Annotated in this window: 14 protein-coding genes and 1 pseudogene; 6 read left to right on the plus strand and 9 right to left on the minus strand. The window is 67.8% G+C overall.

From position 1 onward, the window contains the following. Nucleotides 1-307 precede the first annotated feature (307 nt). The gene (locus tag ASF34_RS09240; protein WP_082494121.1) at nucleotides 308-2,266 is read left to right on the plus strand and encodes an autotransporter domain-containing protein; all 1,959 of its coding nucleotides are present in this window, start codon (nucleotides 308-310) and stop codon (nucleotides 2,264-2,266) included. Between the two features lie 107 nt (nucleotides 2,267-2,373). Here ASF34_RS09240 and ASF34_RS22205 read toward each other — a convergent pair. From ASF34_RS22205 to ASF34_RS09265, 5 genes and pseudogenes are all read right to left on the minus strand, one after another. Continuing rightward, nucleotides 2,374-2,991 (minus strand): annotated as a pseudogene (locus tag ASF34_RS22205) (transposase); the annotation flags it as partial. 242 nt (nucleotides 2,992-3,233) lie between these two features. Then, the gene (gene cobT / locus ASF34_RS09250) at nucleotides 3,234-5,135 is read right to left on the minus strand and encodes a cobaltochelatase subunit CobT (RefSeq protein ID WP_018046096.1); all 1,902 of its coding nucleotides are present in this window, start codon (nucleotides 5,133-5,135) and stop codon (nucleotides 3,234-3,236) included. A 5-nt stretch (nucleotides 5,136-5,140) separates the two neighbouring features. Further along, nucleotides 5,141-5,638 carry a DUF29 domain-containing protein gene (locus tag ASF34_RS09255; protein WP_056160671.1) on the minus strand — a complete coding sequence of 166 codons (498 nt, stop codon included), beginning with the start codon at nucleotides 5,636-5,638 and terminating at the stop codon, nucleotides 5,141-5,143. Nucleotides 5,639-5,658: 20 nt separating this feature from the next. Beyond that, nucleotides 5,659-6,642, minus strand: coding sequence for a cobaltochelatase subunit CobS (cobS, locus tag ASF34_RS09260; RefSeq protein ID WP_018046099.1), 984 nt, complete (start codon nucleotides 6,640-6,642; stop codon nucleotides 5,659-5,661). A gap of 236 nt (nucleotides 6,643-6,878) precedes the next feature. Beyond that, a complete protein-coding gene (locus tag ASF34_RS09265; protein WP_018046100.1) occupies nucleotides 6,879-7,511 on the minus strand; it encodes a J domain-containing protein in 633 nt (210 codons plus the stop codon). 140 nt (nucleotides 7,512-7,651) lie between these two features. Here ASF34_RS09265 and ASF34_RS09270 point away from each other — a divergent pair, with 140 nt between their 5' ends. Both ASF34_RS09270 and arfB read left to right on the plus strand, forming a co-directional pair. After that, complete coding sequence (locus ASF34_RS09270; protein ID WP_018046101.1) at nucleotides 7,652-7,930, plus strand: BolA family protein; 279 nt, start codon at nucleotides 7,652-7,654, stop codon at nucleotides 7,928-7,930. 31 nt (nucleotides 7,931-7,961) lie between these two features. Further along, nucleotides 7,962-8,384 (plus strand): alternative ribosome rescue aminoacyl-tRNA hydrolase ArfB, encoded by a 423-nt coding sequence (arfB, locus tag ASF34_RS09275; RefSeq protein ID WP_026176336.1) that lies wholly within the window; start codon nucleotides 7,962-7,964, stop codon nucleotides 8,382-8,384. 1 nt (nucleotide 8,385) lies between these two features. Here arfB and ASF34_RS09280 read toward each other — a convergent pair whose 3' ends face one another. Further along, entirely contained in the window at nucleotides 8,386-9,120 is a 735-nt protein-coding gene (locus ASF34_RS09280) for a YoaK family protein (protein WP_018046103.1), read from the minus strand. A gap of 248 nt (nucleotides 9,121-9,368) precedes the next feature. Then, the gene (locus ASF34_RS09285; protein ID WP_056160674.1) at nucleotides 9,369-10,325 is read right to left on the minus strand and encodes a methyltransferase domain-containing protein; all 957 of its coding nucleotides are present in this window, start codon (nucleotides 10,323-10,325) and stop codon (nucleotides 9,369-9,371) included. Between the two features lie 70 nt (nucleotides 10,326-10,395). Here ASF34_RS09285 and ASF34_RS09290 point away from each other — a divergent pair, with 70 nt between their 5' ends. The 3 genes from ASF34_RS09290 to ASF34_RS09300 are packed head-to-tail and all read left to right on the plus strand — an operon-like array spanning nucleotide 10,396 to nucleotide 13,828. After that, entirely contained in the window at nucleotides 10,396-11,463 is a 1,068-nt protein-coding gene (locus ASF34_RS09290) for a ligase-associated DNA damage response exonuclease (RefSeq protein WP_056160676.1), read from the plus strand. Then, nucleotides 11,460-13,355 (plus strand): cisplatin damage response ATP-dependent DNA ligase, encoded by a 1,896-nt coding sequence (locus ASF34_RS09295; RefSeq protein ID WP_056160679.1) that lies wholly within the window; start codon nucleotides 11,460-11,462, stop codon nucleotides 13,353-13,355. Before ASF34_RS09290 ends, ASF34_RS09295 begins: the two co-directional genes overlap by 4 nt. After that, entirely contained in the window at nucleotides 13,352-13,828 is a 477-nt protein-coding gene (locus ASF34_RS09300; RefSeq protein WP_056160681.1) for a secondary thiamine-phosphate synthase enzyme YjbQ, read from the plus strand. The genes ASF34_RS09295 and ASF34_RS09300 overlap by 4 nt, the downstream gene beginning before the upstream one ends. Before the next feature lie 36 nt (nucleotides 13,829-13,864). On the opposite strand, the gene ASF34_RS22740 is transcribed toward ASF34_RS09300, so the two are convergent. Beyond that, a complete protein-coding gene (locus ASF34_RS22740) occupies nucleotides 13,865-14,569 on the minus strand; it encodes a response regulator transcription factor (RefSeq protein ID WP_085984291.1) in 705 nt (234 codons plus the stop codon). Between the two features lie 683 nt (nucleotides 14,570-15,252). Continuing rightward, on the minus strand, nucleotides 15,253-16,578 hold the full coding sequence (locus ASF34_RS09310) for an O-antigen ligase family protein (RefSeq protein WP_056147013.1): 1,326 nt from the start codon (nucleotides 16,576-16,578) through the stop codon (nucleotides 15,253-15,255). Between the last annotated feature and the right edge of the window lie 194 nt (nucleotides 16,579-16,772).

The raw sequence follows: 16,772 nt of genomic DNA on the forward strand, positions 1-16,772 counted from the left end.
TCAGGCGCTCTTAGAGGGTTCTTGCGACGAAGTGGCGTCCGCTTTGTCAAAAGAGCCCAAGACGACGGAAACACTCAGAGACGAAATCCCCTCTGACTGATCAGCCACGGCTCCCGGAGGTCAGGACCGCATCAGATGCACATGCGGGAAACTGCTTATGAAAGAATGTAATAATAATGCAACATTGATAAATAGTTCGTCTATCGGTCTCCTATTCTGATAAAACTATGCACAATAGCGAGGCCGTCGAAGTTGGGTGCTGCCCATATTTGGCGTTGCCAAACACAAAACTGGGGAGCGAACTGTCATGACAAGACAACTCGGCTATGCACTTTTGGTGACCTCGGCCCTCGTTGCCGCCTCGGGCGCACAAGCCCAGCAAGGGTATCACACCCGATATTTCGGCTTCGGCGACAGCCTGACCGACAATGGCCGCATCCCACGGGAGTCCAACGGGTTCAGCCCACCCGAAAATCTGCAGAGCGCGTTCGGCACGCGCGTATACGAACGCGGCCTCTGGTCGAACGGGCCGGTCTTCTTCGAGGTCGTGCCGCGCCTGATCGGAACTCCCTACGATGCCAACGCGGATTTCGCCGTGGGCGGCGCGGAATCGGTCCGTCAGGCTCCGACACCCCTCAACTCGCCCACCTTCGCATGGGGCTTGCCGGATCAGGTCGATCAGGCGCTGGCGCGCTTCGGGCGATTCGGACCGCGCGATCTCCTGAACGTCTGGATCGGCTACAACGACATCACCCCCGTCCAGTTCGGCTCGGACCAGCAGAAGGCCGAGACCGTCACGGCCATCGTCGGCAACACGGTCACGGCCATCAACCGGCTCGCCGGCGCGGGGGGACGCACCTTCGTGGTGTTCAACCAGAGGGTGGATCGCTTCGAGGCCAATCTCGGCGGATTCCGGGTTCCCCTCGCGGGCAACGACGTGGCGCTCGCGGTCAACGGCGTCCTGCCCGGTGCTCTCGCACCCCTCTCCGCCGCCGGCCTGAACATCCATTATTTCGATGTCGCGACCCTGATCGACCGCCTGCGTGCCAACCCGACCGCTTTCGGATTCGGTGCGGACGCGAACACGCCCTGCTCGTCGGTTCCCGCCTGCGCGGCTCGGGGCATCGACAACAACGGCGCCCTCGCGAACCAGCACATCTCGCCGGATGGGATCCATAGCAGCGGTCGCACCAACCAGATCATCGCGGCCTTCCTGGCCAATCAGATCAATGCCCCGCTGACGATCGGCCCCCAGGGCGAACTCGGCCAGAGCGCCGGCCTTGCCTTTTCCTCGACCCTCATCGACTTCCTGAGCGCCGAGCGCCGCCGCAACATGGCGATGTCCGTGCCGGCCACCTACGCCGCCGATCTGCCGGGCCGCACCGCCCCGCCGGTGATGATCCCGGTTCAGGTCGGCAGTCCCCTGTCGGTCTTCGCCCTCGGCACCTACCTCAACGTCGACCGCACGGCACAGAACCGGTCCGGCGGCAGCCTCGGCAACAGCTTCAGCGCCGATTTCGGCGGTGTCACGGCCGGCATCCTGTATCAGGCCACTCCGAACCTGGTGCTGGGTGCCGCCTTCAACTACCTCAACACCAGCGTCGACCTGCGCGGCCCGACCAACGGTCGGATCGACATGGACAGCGTCCAGGGGGCCGGCTTCGCCTCGCTGTCGTTTCCCGACGTCTTCGCGGATGCGGTGGTTACCTACGGACGCAACATCTTCACGCTCGACCGCCCCGGCGCCATGGGGGACCGGCTGAGCGCCGCGCCCTCCGGCGAAACGGTGACGGCGGCCGGACGCGTGGGCTACTTGTTCGACTTCGGCTCTTTCAAAGTGGGACCGGTGGGCGAGGTCGCCTATGCCCATGTCAGCGTGGATGCCTACCGCGAGCGGGGCGATATGCTGCTGGCGATCGGCACGCAACGGCAGGATCTCGAAGGCCTGTCGGCCGGCGGCGGCGTCCAGATCCGCTCCACGCTCCCGCTCTGGGGAGGCCTCGCCAGCCCGTTCGTGACCGTGACGGCGCAGCACGACGTGCTGAATGGCGTGCGCACCGTGACCTCGTTCCAGACCTACGCGCCCAACCTGCTGATCCGAACCGAGACCGGGCGGCAGGGGAACGACGTCTACGGCCGGCTCGCGGGCGGTCTCAATCTCGACCTCGGCAACGGCCTGAGCGGGGTGCTCACCGGCTCGACCAGCTTCGCCCGGTCCGGCGGCGACGATGCCACGCTCAGTGCCGGCCTGCGTTACCGGTTCTGAGAGTGTTCCGGAGCGTTTCCGGGTTGCACCGAGTCGCGGAGACGGGCTTCGCGGCGAGATTGCGGGCGCATCCACTCAGAGCGCCTAACGGAACGGTCGTGTCCCCTTGCGTGGTGTAGCTCGCTGAGAGCCACCACGATCACCGGCTTGGGCCGGAGTTGATCGGCGACCCGCCGCGTTTACTGACGGGCCGCCTCCGCATTGTCTTGGGCGAATGCCGTGGCGATGAAGGCTGACACCACCCGGTGGCCTGAGCGGCCGGCATGGGCCAGGACGGTCCTCATGAAGTCGACGCGGCAGCCTTGCCAGGTCGCGTTCGTCACCTTGGCCACTGAGGCTGTGATGCCCTCGTGCGCGTCCGAGTTCACGAGCTTGACCCCGCGCAGGCCGCGCCGGGCCGGCTTGCGCAGGAACGCGGTCCGATGCGTCTCGGCCTCCGACGGGCCGACATCCAGGCCGAGCGCTTCCCTGCGACCATCGCCGTTCACGCCGACCGCCTTCATCCTGAGCCTGTCGAAGGGCTCGGCCATCCGGCGCGGCTCCAGGAAGGCCGGGATCTAGGAGCCCTTGCGCAGCTTCGGAAGGCGCAGCTCGACCGTGCCGGCGCGTCTGCCAATGCCGGTCGCGATAGCCGTTGCGCTGGACCGACCGCTCGGCGCTCTTCTCGCCGTGGGCCGCCCCGGTTAGAGGCCGCCCACCTCCGGCTCGATCAGCCGTTCGGCAGCCTCGGTGCCGTTCCGTCAGGCGCTCCAAACGGCGTGATCGATACCGCTCGCCGGAATTCGTGAGCGAGCGTTCGGTGACGTCCGCATCGATGCATCCGCCGCTCGGAAGCGGAAGGTCGCAAAGCCACCCGGACCGCTCGCACCTTCTGCTCCATCCGGTCGCGTGGAAACGGATACTCCAAGGCCTTCCGAGGGGCGATGCCCGCCCCATGACAGCGGCTTCACCCGTCGGACGAGGATGGTCAGCGCCGCCCGCCCGCTGCCCTGCGCATGGGGACGCCGCCACCGGCATCCTCCTCGAACAGCTCCGCCAGCTTCTCCGTCATCGCCCCGCCGAGCTCCTCGGCATCGATGATGGTGACGGCGCGGCGGTAGTAGCGCGTCACGTCGTGGCCGATGCCGATGGCGAGGAGTTCGACCGGTGAGCGGGTCTCGATGTCCTCGATCATCCAGCGCAGGTGGCGCTCGAGATAATTGCCCGGATTGACCGAGAGGGTCGAATCGTCGACGGGCGCGCCGTCCGAGATCACCATCAGGATCTTGCGCTGTTCGGGCCGCGCGAGCAGGCGCTTATGCGCCCAGTCCAGGGCCTCGCCGTCGATATTCTCCTTGAGCAGCCCCTCGCGCATCATCAGCCCGAGGTTTTTTCGCGCCCGGCGCCACGGCGCATCCGCCGACTTGTAGACGATGTGGCGCAGGTCGTTGAGGCGGCCCGGCGCGTTCGGCTTGCCCGCCGCCAGCCACGCCTCGCGCGACTGGCCGCCCTTCCAGGCGCGGGTGGTGAAGCCCAGGATCTCCACCTTCACGCCGCAGCGCTCCAAGGTCCGCGCCAGGATGTCGGCGCAGGTGGCCGCCACCGTGATAGGCCGGCCGCGCATGGAGCCGGAATTGTCGAGCAGCAGCGTCACCACCGTGTCGCGAAAGTTGGTGTCCTTCTCGCGCTTGAACGAGAGCGGCTGGAACGGGTCGGTCATTACCCGCACGAGGCGGGCGGGATCGAGCTGGCCCTCTTCGAGGTCGAATTCCCAGGCCCGGTTCTGCTGCGCCAGCAACCGGCGCTGCAGCCGGTTGGCGAGGCGCCCGACCACGCCCTGGAGATGGGCGAGCTGCTTGTCGAGATAGGTGCGCAGGCGCGCGAGCTCTTCGGCGTCGCACAGGTCCTCGGCGTCGATCATCTCGTCGAAGCGCGGGTTGAACACCTTGTATTCGGGGCCGCGCGGCTCGACGGGCCGGTTGTTGGGCGGACGCTTGGCCTCGGAGGCCTCCTCGGATTCGGCGTTCTCGGACTCGTCCGGCAGCTCGCCGGAGGGCGCGTCGGCGGCTTCCGTCGCGCCGTCCTGCAACTCGTCCGAGGCTTCCTCGGAGGTCTCCATCTCGGACTTATCGCCCTGGGACTGCTCCTCGGCCTCGCCCTCGCTCGGGGTCTGCTCGTCGTCCTGCCCTTCGTTCTCGTCCTCGTTGTCGTCGTCCTCGGGGTCCAGCGGCGTCTCGTCCGCCATGTCGAGGGAGGACAGCAACTCGCGCACGGAGCGGGCGAAGGAGCGCTGGTTCTCGAGATTGCCGATGAGGCCATCAAGGCTGGGACCGGCCTTCTCCTCGATATGCGAGCGCCACAACTCGACGATCTTGCGCGCGGCCTTGGGCGGGGCTTCCCCGGTCAGGCGCTCGCGCACCATCAGGGCGACGGCATCCTCCATCGGGGCATCGGCCCGGTCGGTGATGTCCTCGTACTTGCCGCCGCGATGATAGCGGTCCTCCAGCATGGCCGTGAGGTTCGAGGCGACGCCGGCCATCCGGCGTGAGCCGATGGCCTCCACGCGGGCCTGCTCGACGGCATCGAACACGGCGCGCGCACCGGCATTCTCCGGGGCGAGGCGGCGATGGACGGCCACATCGTGGCAGCCGAGGCGCAGCGCCATCGAATCGGCGTTGCCGCGCAGGATCGCCACATCCTCCGGCGTCAGCTTGCGCGGCGGCTCGGGCAGGCGCGCCTTGTCGCCGGTGAGCGCCGGCCGGTCGCTGGCATAGACCACCTCGATCTCGGAGCGCTTGGCGATGGCGCGCAGGCATCCGGCCACCGAGCGCTTCAGCGGTTCGGCGATGGGCTCCCGGCGTTCGCCGGCTTTGCGGTTCGAGATGGCCACGATCGCTACTTCTTCACCGAGTCGAAATCGAAGGGGCGGTCCAGGATGTCGTCCCAGCCGTAGGGGCATTCGGAGGGAAACTCATCCGGCGGCAGATGGGTCTCGTCGGCGGCCCAGTCGCGCGCGTCCGGGTAGGCGTCGCTTAGCGCCTCGTCGATGCGAGGCTTCAGCCCCGGATTGCTCGACAAGATCCGGGCATAGCGCCGCCGCTGCTCACGGATCGAGAAGATCCAGCTCGGGGTCCGGTGCTCCGGCTGCTGGTCCCATTTCAGCATGTGCATGACGAGGACGCGCAGGGCGCTCTGGAGCTTGGCGAACTCGCTCTTCGACAACCCTTCCAGCTCCTCGGCGATGTGTTCGACGTCGAGCGCATCGACCCGCCCGGCCCGGAGCAGGGCGACCTGCTCCTGAACCCAGGTGTAGAGGTCGTCCTCGTAGCGCGTCCGGCCCGAGCGGGAGGTCGCGCCTTCGGTCGGTTCGCCCTTCAAGGCCGGTTCGGCCATCGCGTCCTCCGCGTCGATCCTCAGCTCAGCGCCACGTTCATCGCGCTCTCGGGCAGCTCCTTGCCGAAGGCGCGCTGGTAGAACTCCGCCACCAGGGTGCGCTCCAGCTCGTCGCACTTGTTGAGGAAGGTCACCCGGAAGGCGAAGCCGATATCCTGGAAGATGTCGGCGTTCTCGGCCCAGGTGATCACCGTGCGCGGGCTCATGACGGTGGAGAGGTCGCCGTTCATGAAAGCGTTGCGGGTCAGGTCGGCCACGCGGACCATGCGGCTGACGATGTCGCGCCCGCCGTCGCGCTGGTAATGCAGCGCCTTCGACAGGACGATGTCCACCTCGCGGTCATGGGCGAGGTAGTTCAGCGTCGTCACGATGGACCAGCGGTCCATCTGGCCCTGGTTGATCTGCTGGGTGCCGTGATAGAGGCCGGACGTGTCGCCCAGCCCCACCGTGTTGGCGGTGGCGAACAGGCGGAAGGCCGGATGGGGCCGGATCACCCGCTTCTGGTCGAGGAGCGTCAGGCGGCCCGAGACTTCGAGCACGCGCTGGATCACGAACATCACGTCCGGGCGGCCGGCATCGTATTCGTCGAAGACCAGCGCCACGTTGTTCTGCAGCGCCCAGGGCAGGATGCCGTCCTGGAAGGCGGTGATCTGCTTGCCGTCCTTCAGCACGATCGCGTCCTTGCCGACGAGGTCGATACGGGAGACGTGGCTGTCGAGGTTGATCCGGATGCAGGGCCAGTTCAGGCGGGCGGCGACCTGTTCGATATGGGTCGACTTGCCGGTGCCGTGATAGCCGGTGACCATGACGCGGCGGTTGCGGGCGAAGCCCGCCAGGATCGCCAGGGTGGTCTCGCGGTCGAAGATGTAATCCGGGTCGAGATCGGGAACGTGCTCCTCGCTCTGCGAGAAGGCCGGCACCTGGAGGTCGAGATCGATGCCGAAGGCCTCGCGGACGGAGACGGTCCGGTCGGGCAGCGAGGCGGGGGTGTCGTCAGAGAGCATACGGGACCTCGTCGGGGCGGGCTCCGGCATGGACCGGGCTCGCGGGATCTATCACGATGGACATTGCCGGTTCCCGCGCGGGGCAGGACGTGGAATGCCACCTTGTAAGGGGCTGCGTCGGCGGACGCCAAGGGGTGCGAGGACTCGATATAGGGCCTCCCGCGCGGATTGCCGCCTCACGCCGCACGAGATTTCGAAAAACGCTGCATCGATCGTGCCGGTTCGCGGCAACCTGTTCAGCACAGGCCGGCGGCGCGCAGGGTGTCGTGGGCGCGGATGATGTCGCGCAGGCGCTCCTCGAACGAGCGGTCGCCGCCATTGGCGTCGGGGTGGAAGCGCTTCACCAGCACCTTGTACTGCGCCTTGATGGCGGCGGTGTCCGCGTTCTCGTCGAGGCCCAGCACGTCGAGGGCCTTCAGGGCGGCCACCGTGAGGCGCGGCCGGCTCGGCTCGGGCTTGGCCCGCCGCGAGGTCTCGCCGACGCCTTCGCTGCGCAGGATGTCGAGCGGGTCGACATAGGCCCAGTCGCGCTTCGGCTCGCCCGTTTTCGCGCCGGCCGCCCGCGTCGCCGGGTTCACGCCCATCGCCCAGGTCGGGCGGTGACCGATCACGGCGTCCTTCTGGTAGGCCTGGACGGCGGCGTCGTTCATGCCGTCGAAGTAGTTGTAGGTCGCGTTGTAGGCGCGCACGTGGTCGATGCAGAAGCGCCAGTACTGGCCTTCCGCCTTGCGGCCCTTGGGAGCGCGGTAGAGCCCGGCATTGGTGCAGCCGGGGGTCTCGCAGCCCGTCTGGGACGCGGCCTTGGCCTCGTCGCAGGTGGGCTTTCGCTTGATGCGGATGCTGTCGAACAGGCGCGAGTTGAGATCCATGGTGGGGCGATTATGAGAGGGCGTGTCCGAGACACAAGGGCGGCGGGCCTGATGACGCATGCGGAGATCGGGGGTTGACGACCCCGAAGCCTCCAGGCGCCTACGGGACGGGAACGAAGCGACGGAAAGACGAGGACACGATGGCCGGCACGCTCAAGGATTGGATCACCGGAGCGCTCGACGCGCAACTGGCGCCGCAGGCTCTGGCGGTGGTGGACGAATCCCACCTCCATGCGGGCCATTCGGGCGCGCGGCCCGAGGGGGAGACGCATTTCCGGGTGGAGATCGTCTCCGCCGCCTTCGAGGGGAAGAGCCGGGTCGATCGCCACCGCATCGTGAACGGCGTCCTCGACGAGGCGTTCAAGCGCGGGCTGCACGCCCTCGCGGTCAAGGCGAAGGCGCCGTCCGAAGCCGCCTGAACGGTCCCGGCATACGAGGAAGATGGTGGCGATGGCCCTGCAATGCACCCCGCATCTCGCCATCGACGAGGCGGAACTCGAAGAGACCTTCGTGCGCGCCTCGGGGCCGGGGGGGCAGAACGTCAACAAGCTCTCCACGGCGGTGCAGCTCCGCTTCGATGCGCGGCGCTCGCAATCCCTGCCCGACGCCGTGGCGGTGCGCCTGATGCGCCTCGCCGGGCGGCGGCTGACGCTCGACGGCGTCATCGTCATCATGGCCCAGCAGTTCCGGACGCAGGACCGCAACCGGGCCGATGCGCGCGAGCGCCTCGCCGCCCTCGTCGCCGAGGCGGCGGTGCCGCCGACGCCGCGCCGGGCCACGCGCCCGACCCTCGCCTCGAAGAAGCGCCGCCTCGACGAGAAATCCCGCCGCGGCGCCACCAAGCGCCTGCGCAGCGACGGCGGGGGCGATTGAGTTACTTCACCGGTCCCCTTGCGTCCGGCGGATGGTATTCCTCGGCGCCGGTGACATAGGCGCTGCCGGGCTTCAGGACGGTGAGCGCGATGGCCACGAGAGCGAGGAGCGCCGCGAGGGCCGCCGGGAACAGGAAGGCATCCTCGCCGTAATGGGTCTGGAGGAAGCCGCCGGTCACCGCGCCGGTGCTCAGGGCGCCCCAGAGGGGGGCCTGGATCCAGAACGAGGGCGCGACCTTGCCCATCAGGAGGTTGGCGAGCCCGGTCCCGAACCGCACCACCGCGCCCGTGACATAGGTGAGGGCGAGGCTGCGCCCGGCCTCGTCCTGCAGCGTGGCGTTCTGGAGGCCGAGCGCGATGACGATGGGATAGACGTGCAGCGGCCAGGAGAAGGTGCCGTAGGGCATGACGAGGCCGATGGCGAGGAGCACCGCCTGGAGCAGCAGCATCACCGAGAGCCGCCAGCGCCCGACCCAGGCCGCGATCAGCGTGCCCGCGAAGGCGCCGAAGCAGAACATGACGATGACCGAGCTGACCCGCGCCGTGCTCTCCCAATCGAACTTGCTCACCGAGACGCCGAAGCGGGTGGTGTTGCCGCTCATGAACGACATGAAGAGCTGTGAGAATTCGAGGAAGCCAATGGAATCGGCGCAGCCGGCCAGCGCCGACAGGGCGAGGGCGAAGGGGATGCGCGTCGTCGGGCTGGCGGGAAACGACTTGTCGGTCTTGTCGGCCATGCGTCTGCACAGGCTCCTTCGGAAGAACGGATCGGACTGAGTGAGGCCCGACCTTACCGATCGGGCGCCGCGGAGGAACCGCTGGCGTCCGCCCGATGGGCAGGGCTTGGGGAGTGCCGTGCCGTGCAACACATGACGAGAGGGTTCGGTTCAACCCAATCGCGCGCAATCGGGATTACGGCGCGCCAGCCTCGGAACGGCTCGCATTGGCATGCCAGCGCGACCTTCGCTCAGGCCTTCGGGGTGCCTCAGGGTCTGGGACGCAGCACCGCCACCCGTCCCTCGACGTCGATCCCGCGTTCGCGGCGGATCGCCGCCGGTTCGAGGCGCGCGAGGTCGAAACCCGCCTCGTCCGCCACCTGCCGGAGATAGCGCTCGCCATGGGCGTAGCGGGCATCGGCGCCGAGGACGAGGCCGCCCTCGGAATGCCACTGCACCGTGAAGGCGACGAGGCCCGAGGGCCGCAGGATGCGCGCTGCGTCCGCCATCACCCGCGTGAGGCCGCCCACATAGATGAAGACGTCTGCCGCCACGACGAGGTCGGCACTGTCCGAGGGCTCCTCCGCGAGAAGGCGGGTGAGATCCCCCTCCACCAGACGGTCGTAGCGCTTGCGCCGGGCGGCCTGCGCCAGCATGCCGGGGGAGACGTCGATCCCCGTGAGGGTCCGGGTCCGGCCGGCCAGCGCCTCGCCCATCAGGCCGGTGCCGCAGCCGAGGTCGAGCACGTCGCCGAAGCTCTCCGGCGCCGCGTCCAGGGCGTCGAGGGCCTCCACCAGGAGTTCCGGCCCGCGATAGTGCAGGTCGTTCACGAGGTGGCGCTCGAAACGCGGGGCGTAGCCGTCGAACAGGGCGCGGATATAGGCCGGCGAGATCGAGCCGAGGGCGTCGCCCTGGCCGATCTGAACGAGGCGCAGCCGGGCCCCGAGTTCGTCGTGCGGATCGAGATCGAGGGCGTTGCCGTAGGCCCTGAGGGCGGCGTGGTGGTCGCCGGGGTCCGCCGTGGCGAGGTGGCGCGCTTCCCGTGCCCTCCCGAGGAGGAACCACGCGGCGGCGTAACGCGGCGCGATCTCCAGGGCCTGCTCGGCCATCTCGGCCGCGCCCTCTGCATCGCCCTCGGAGAGACAAGCCTCCGCATAGGCGTAGCGCCGGTCGGCGAGGAGATCGCCCGAACTGTTCTGAAGTGACGTCTGCGCTCGCGGGTTCATGCGAGCGCCCTATATCACATCGCATGATCCGCCATCCCCATGTTCGGCCCCTCTCAGTTCGGCCCCCCGCATGAGTCTGAGTGCGAGCGACCTCCTGACCCTGACCCGCGAGGGCCTGTATTGTCCGCTGGGCGGATTCCACGTGGACCCGACCTGGCCGGTGCCGCGTGCGCTCATCACCCACGGCCATGCCGACCATGCCCGGTCCGGCCACGGCAAGGTGCTGGCCACGGGCCAGACCCTGCGGATCATGGCCGTGCGCTACGGCGAGGATTTTTGCGAGACGCGCCAGGAGGCGGTGCTTGGCGAGGAGATCCGCATCGGCGACGTCACCGTGCGCTTCGCGCCCGCCGGCCACGTCCTCGGCTCGGCCCAGATCGCGATTCAAGCGCAGGGCGTCCGGGTGGTGGTGTCGGGCGATTACAAGCGCGCCTACGACCCGACCTGCCTGCCCTTCGAGGTGGTGCCCTGCGACGTCTTCATCACCGAGGCGACCTTCGGCCTGCCGGTGTTCCGGATGCCGGACACGAAGGACGAGGTGAAGAAGCTTCTCGACTCGGTCGCCCTGTTCCCCGAGCGCGCCCACATCGTCGGCGCCTACGCGCTCGGCAAGGCGCAGCGGGTCATGGCCCTGCTGCGGGAGGCCGGATACGACGAACCGATCCATCTCCACGGCGCCATGGAGAAATTGACCGAACTCTACAAGCGCGAGGGCATCCCGCTCGGGGAGACGCCGAAGGTCGTCGCTGCGGAGCGCGGAAAACTCCACGGGGCCATCGTGCTCTGCCCGCCCTCGGCGATCCAGGACGTGTGGTCGCGCAAATTCCCCGATCCCGTCACCTCCTTTGCTTCCGGCTGGATGCGGGTGCGGGCGCGTGCCCGGCAGAAGGGCGCCGAACTCCCCCTCGTCATCTCTGACCATTCCGACTGGCCGGACCTGTGCCGCACGATCCGCGAGACCGGGGCGGGGGAGGTCTGGGTCACCCATGGGCAGGAGGACGCCCTGGTGCATTGGTGCGGGACGCAAGGGATCAAGGCCAAGCCGCTGCACATGCTGGGCTATGGCGACGACGGCGAGGGCGAGCCTGTGGCGTCATTGGAGGAGCCTGCGGCGGTTTCGGACGAGGCCGTGGCATGAACGACTTCGCCCATCTCCTCGACCGCCTCGCCTACGAGCCCCGCCGCAACGCCAAGCTGCGCCTGCTGCAGGATTACTTCGCCCATGCCCCCGACCCGGAGCGGGGCTGGGCGCTCGCCGCCATGACCGGCAACCTCAGCTTCCGCGAGGCCAAGCCGGCGATGATCCGCGGGCTGGTGGAGGCGCGGGTCGACCCGGTGCTGTTCGCGCTCTCGCATAACTATGTGGGCGATCTCGCCGAGACCACCGCGCTGATCTGGCCGGTCTCCGCCGCTTCCCCTCTCCCCGCCGGGCGGGGAGAGGGCCGCGACGACCTCGGCGTCGGCGCGGCAAGCCCGGAGGGCGAGGGTGAGGGGGTGTCTCCGGACGAGGCTCCTCCGGCTTCGCCCCCTCACCCTCGGCTRCCRCCTCGCTCTGCCGACGACGAGGTCGGCAGAGCCCTCTCCCCGCGTGCGGGGAGAGGGGTTGGTCCGGGCCACAACAACCCGCCCCCGCACATCCCCACCCTCGCCGAGGTGGTGGACACGCTGCGCATCACGAAGAAATCCGACCTGCCGGCCCATATCGCCGGCTGGCTCGACGCGCTGGACGAGACCGGGCGCTGGGCACTGTTGAAGCTCATCACCGGGGCTCTGCGCGTGGGCGTCTCGGCCCGCCTCGCCAAGACGGCGGTGGGGGCGCTCGGTGGCCACGAGGCCGATGCGGTGGAAGAGGTCTGGCACGGGCTGGAGCCGCCCTATCTCGGCCTGTTCGCCTGGGTCGACGGGAGGGGTGAGCGCCCCACCACCCTCAATCCCGCCCCGTTCCGCCCGCCGATGCTGTCCCACCCCATCGACGAAGAAACGGACTTCGAAAAACTCGACCCGGCCGCCTTCTCGGGCGAGTGGAAATGGGACGGCATCCGCGTCCAGCTCTCGGGCGGGCGCGACGAGGCCGGGGAGCAGGTGGCGCGGGTCTATTCGCGCACCGGCGAGGACATCACGCATGCCTTCCCCGATCTCGCCGAGGCGATCACCTTCACCGGCACCGTCGACGGGGAATTGCTGATCCTGCGGGAGAGTCGCGTTCAGAGCTTCAACGTGCTGCAGCAGCGCCTCAACCGGAAGGCCGTCACGCCCAAGCTGCTGGAGGAATTCCCGGCCCATGTGCGGGCCTACGACCTCCTCACCGCGGAGGGCGAGGATTTGCGCCCGCTGCCCTTCGCGACCCGCCGCGCCCGGCTGGAGGGGTTCGTCGCCGCGCTGGATCATGCCCGCATCGACCTCTCGCCGCTCGTGACCTTCGCCACCTGGGACGATCTCGCCGAGGCCCGTGCCGACCCGGCCTCGGTGGGGGCGGGCGAGGATGCCGACGCCATCGAGGGGGTGATGCTGAAGCTGCGCGACAGCCCCTATCTCCCCGGCCGCCCCAAGGGGCCGTGGTGGAAGTGGAAGCGCGAGCCGCATCTCGTGGACGCGGTGATGATGTATGCCCAGCGCGGCCACGGCAAACGCTCGTCCTTCTACTCGGACTATACCTTCGGGGTCTGGCGCGAGCGGCCGGAGGGCGGCCGGGAACTGGTGCCGGTGGGCAAGGCCTATCACGGCTTCACCGATGCGGAGCTGGCCAAGCTCGACCGCTACGTCCGCAACAACACGACAAAGCGCTTCGGCCCGGTGCGCGAGGTGGCCTACGGAATCGACGAGGGGCTGGTGCTGGAGATCGCCTTCGAAGGGGTGCAGCGCTCCACCCGGCACAAATCCGGCGTCGCCATGCGCTTCCCCCGCGTCCATCGCATCCGCTGGGACAAGCCGGCCGCCGAGGCCGACCGGATCGAGGCCCTGGAGACCATCCTGGCCCGCGGCGAGCGCGAGATCGCGCCGGGCGCCGTCATCGAGGGAGGGACACCATGAGAGGTTCGGGCAGGATCGGCGGGATCGAAGGCTTCCGGGAGGGCGAGATCCGGCGCCAGGCGAGCGCCCGCGTCACCGTCTCGACGCCGGGCCAGGGATTCACGGACATCACCGCGTCCGTGGCCGATTTCCTGCGGCGCAGCGGCATCGGGCAGGGCCTGCTCACCCTGTTCTGCCGGCATACCTCGGCCTCCCTGACGATCCAGGAGAATGCCGACCCGGACGTGCGGAGCGACCTGATGACGGCGCTGGACGGCCTCGCCCCGCGCCTCCCCGGTGGCGGATACATCCATGCGGCGGAAGGCCCCGACGACATGCCGGCGCATATCCGCACCCTCCTGACCGATTCGGGGCTCACGATCCCCGTCACCGACGGGCGGCTCGTCCTCGGCACGTGGCAGGGCATCTATCTGATCGAGCATCGCGACCGGCCGCATCGGCGCGACATCATCCTGCATGTGGCCGGAGAGTAGGCGGCGTGCCGTCATCGGGCACGCCGCCGGTTCGGATCACGCGGTCCGCCCGTTGCGCCGGGCGCCGACCTTGGGCGTTCCGTGCTTCGAGACCCAGACCGCGGCCTGCGTCCGGTTGCTGACGTTGATCTTTCTCAGCACGTTCTTCACGTGGATCTTCACGGTCGCCTCGGAGATCCGCAATTCCCGCGCGATGGACTTGTTCGAATGCCCGGTGGCCAGGCAGGCCAGAACCTCGATCTCGCGGTTGGAGAGATCCGAGACCGTCGCCGGGGACGCGTCGGCGGTCTTCGGGAACGTGGCGAGGGACGGTTTCGGGAAGCCGTACGCCCCGCCGGTCAGGTGAGACGCGGCATCGATGGAGATCACGATGTTGCCGCCCATCACCACGTTCAGCGAGCGGATCAGCGCGATCGGCTGCGCGCTCCGGTTGAGGCAGGCCTGGATGCCCATCTGGAGCAGGTAGCGTGGCACCGCCGGATCGGTCTCGGCCGTCAAGGCGACGATCCGGGCCTGGGGAAAGTGGGATTGCACCACCGGGACCAGCGCCGCCTCCATCTGCTCCGGGCCGAAATCCGTGAGGATGACCAGGGCCGGCAGGTGTCCGGGGCTCAAGTTGGAGATGTCGTCGATGGAGTCGAGGATCGAATAACCGTTTTGATTTAATATTCCGACGAGCCCGTCGCGCTCCAGGCCGCGCGGCCCGATAATGATGGCGGGTATGCTTGCAAGGGAAGGCATTCGACCGTCCGGTCTGCCGATGAGGCTGGGAATGAAATCGGATTTGAGAGGTTCGGAGGCGGCTGTGACACTGAGTGACATCTGACTTGCTCCAAATTGCATTTGGTAAATCGCTGACAGTGGCAACATTCTGCCGATAGCGACGGATCGGGCCGCCGCTCGATTGGCAGGATCGTCCTTGCGCCGAAGAGGCAAAACTCACTCGTACTTCAGCAAGTCCGAAATAATCGTCCGTATCGGGCGATGGGACTTAGAATGTTCGAAGTTATTATTCTATGTTAATAAATCTACTGATGTCCCGGCGCCCTTCAAATATTGAATTTCGCTGCGGTCAGCTAACACGACAATATCGAGCGTCACAAGCAAAAATGGGAACTCTAATTCCTGGCATTCGTGCCGTCGAAATTGGTGTAGCCCGATGTCGCCGGAGTCCGGCAAAGCATCCGTTTCGGATAGATTCGCCCCTTGCGGCGCTCTTACTCGCGGATCGAAACCTCGACGTGCCCCGGTGGATACGCGCCGGCAACGCGGCCCCGGACAGCCTGGATCGGCGAGATCTTGTCGGAATCTATGCCGTGGTATAACTACTTAGACCGAATTCTATCGAAGACTGTCGATGATCGAATCGCGGCGACGACCCTCGATTGTGCGGGGACATCTCGAATTGTGCGGTCGGCGATATTCTACCGGACGTTGCGCCCGAGAGGTGAGCGGTAGATCATGCTGGCGCCGATGCCGAAACCGAAAACGCACCAGAACCAGATACCCAGCATCGGTCCTTCGAGCGCCACGTCGAAACACCCGTCCACGAACATGCCCAGCGCGTAGCAGCCGATCCAGATGAACAGCTTGGCCCAGTGCTCCTCCCCGCGCCGGCGGGCCCAGAGCAGGCTGTGGAACAGCATCGCGAACCAGGTCGCCAGCACGCCGAGCCAGAGCACGAGACCGGGGACGCCCGAGCGCGCCAGATAGGTCATGTTGACGTTGTGGGGGCTGCGTAGCACCGCGTCCGCCGTCACCCATTGCTTGTAGCCGTCCTCGAGGGCGATGTTCACCCCGAAGCCCTTGCCCGTCCAGAAAAACGGCCCGCGCAGCGTGTAGTCCTGGATCGTCGCCCACCAGCGCAGGCGGAACTCCTTCGTCGCCTCGAAATTCGAGGCTTCGCTGACGCCGACGACGCTCTTCAGGCCCTCGACGAGCTGCTTGGGGCCGGTCGCCCGCTCGTTGCCGGGGAGCTGGATGCTGAGATCGAACACCGTCGCGATGATCGCGGCGACGAAAAACACCAGGACGATGGGCATGAACTGCCGCAGCCGGCGCCCGGCGATGGCCGCGACCACCACCGGCACGAGGCAGGTCAGCATGGCGCCGCGGCTCGACGTGACGATGATCATGCTCGCCATCAGCACCGCGATCCAGAGCCGCGAGAAGCGGCCGAGCCCGAGCATGACGAAGACGGCGATGGCCGCGAGGTGGCTGGCGGCCTCGCCGGCCCGGACGCTGGGGATCTGGATCTCGGTGCCCGGGATCTTCAGGAGCGCCGAACTCAGGCCGTACACGATGCCGCCGGCCAGGGCATAGAACCGCGCGAACCGGCCATAGGTGTCGATGGCCCGCCAGAACCGGCCGGGCTCCTCCAGCAGCAGGGCGACGACGATCAGGGCGAACAGGCCGTAGAGGGCCAGCACGCTGTCGCGGGGGGCGTCCATCCCGTAGGGACCCACATACGGCACGGTCCGGTAGAGGATCCAGCCCATCAGGACGATGAGCATCCGGCTCGCCGGCGTCGCCAGGATGGCGAGCCAGCATCCGGACCGCAGCAGCGCGATGAGCCCCCCGGCCAGAGCCATCTCGCCGACGAAGAGCGGCGGGATTCCCAGATAGGCGAAGGTCTTGCCCAGGATGGCATAGCCCAGGAGCACGATGACGAGGGCGCGGGAGTAGCGCTCGTTGAAGTCGTCGGCGGACCGGCCGAGGGGGAGGGCGGTGTCGAGGCGGGACTGGATCACGCGGGCGACTTCTTCAGAGGGGGGCGGGAGTTATGTCGGCACTCTCAGGGGTATTCGATGGGATGGTTCGGCCGATTCACTGGGCAAAGTCGATCGTCCCACCAGACCACCTCAGGATGAGGTGCCCTTTGCTTCAGCAAAGGGCCTCGGAGGAGCGCTCCAGTCTGCTCAGTGGGGTCTGGAGCCCTTCTTCG

Source organism: Methylobacterium sp. Leaf106 (genome assembly GCF_001422895.1).
Taxonomy (GTDB): domain Bacteria; phylum Pseudomonadota; class Alphaproteobacteria; order Rhizobiales; family Beijerinckiaceae; genus Methylobacterium; species Methylobacterium bullatum.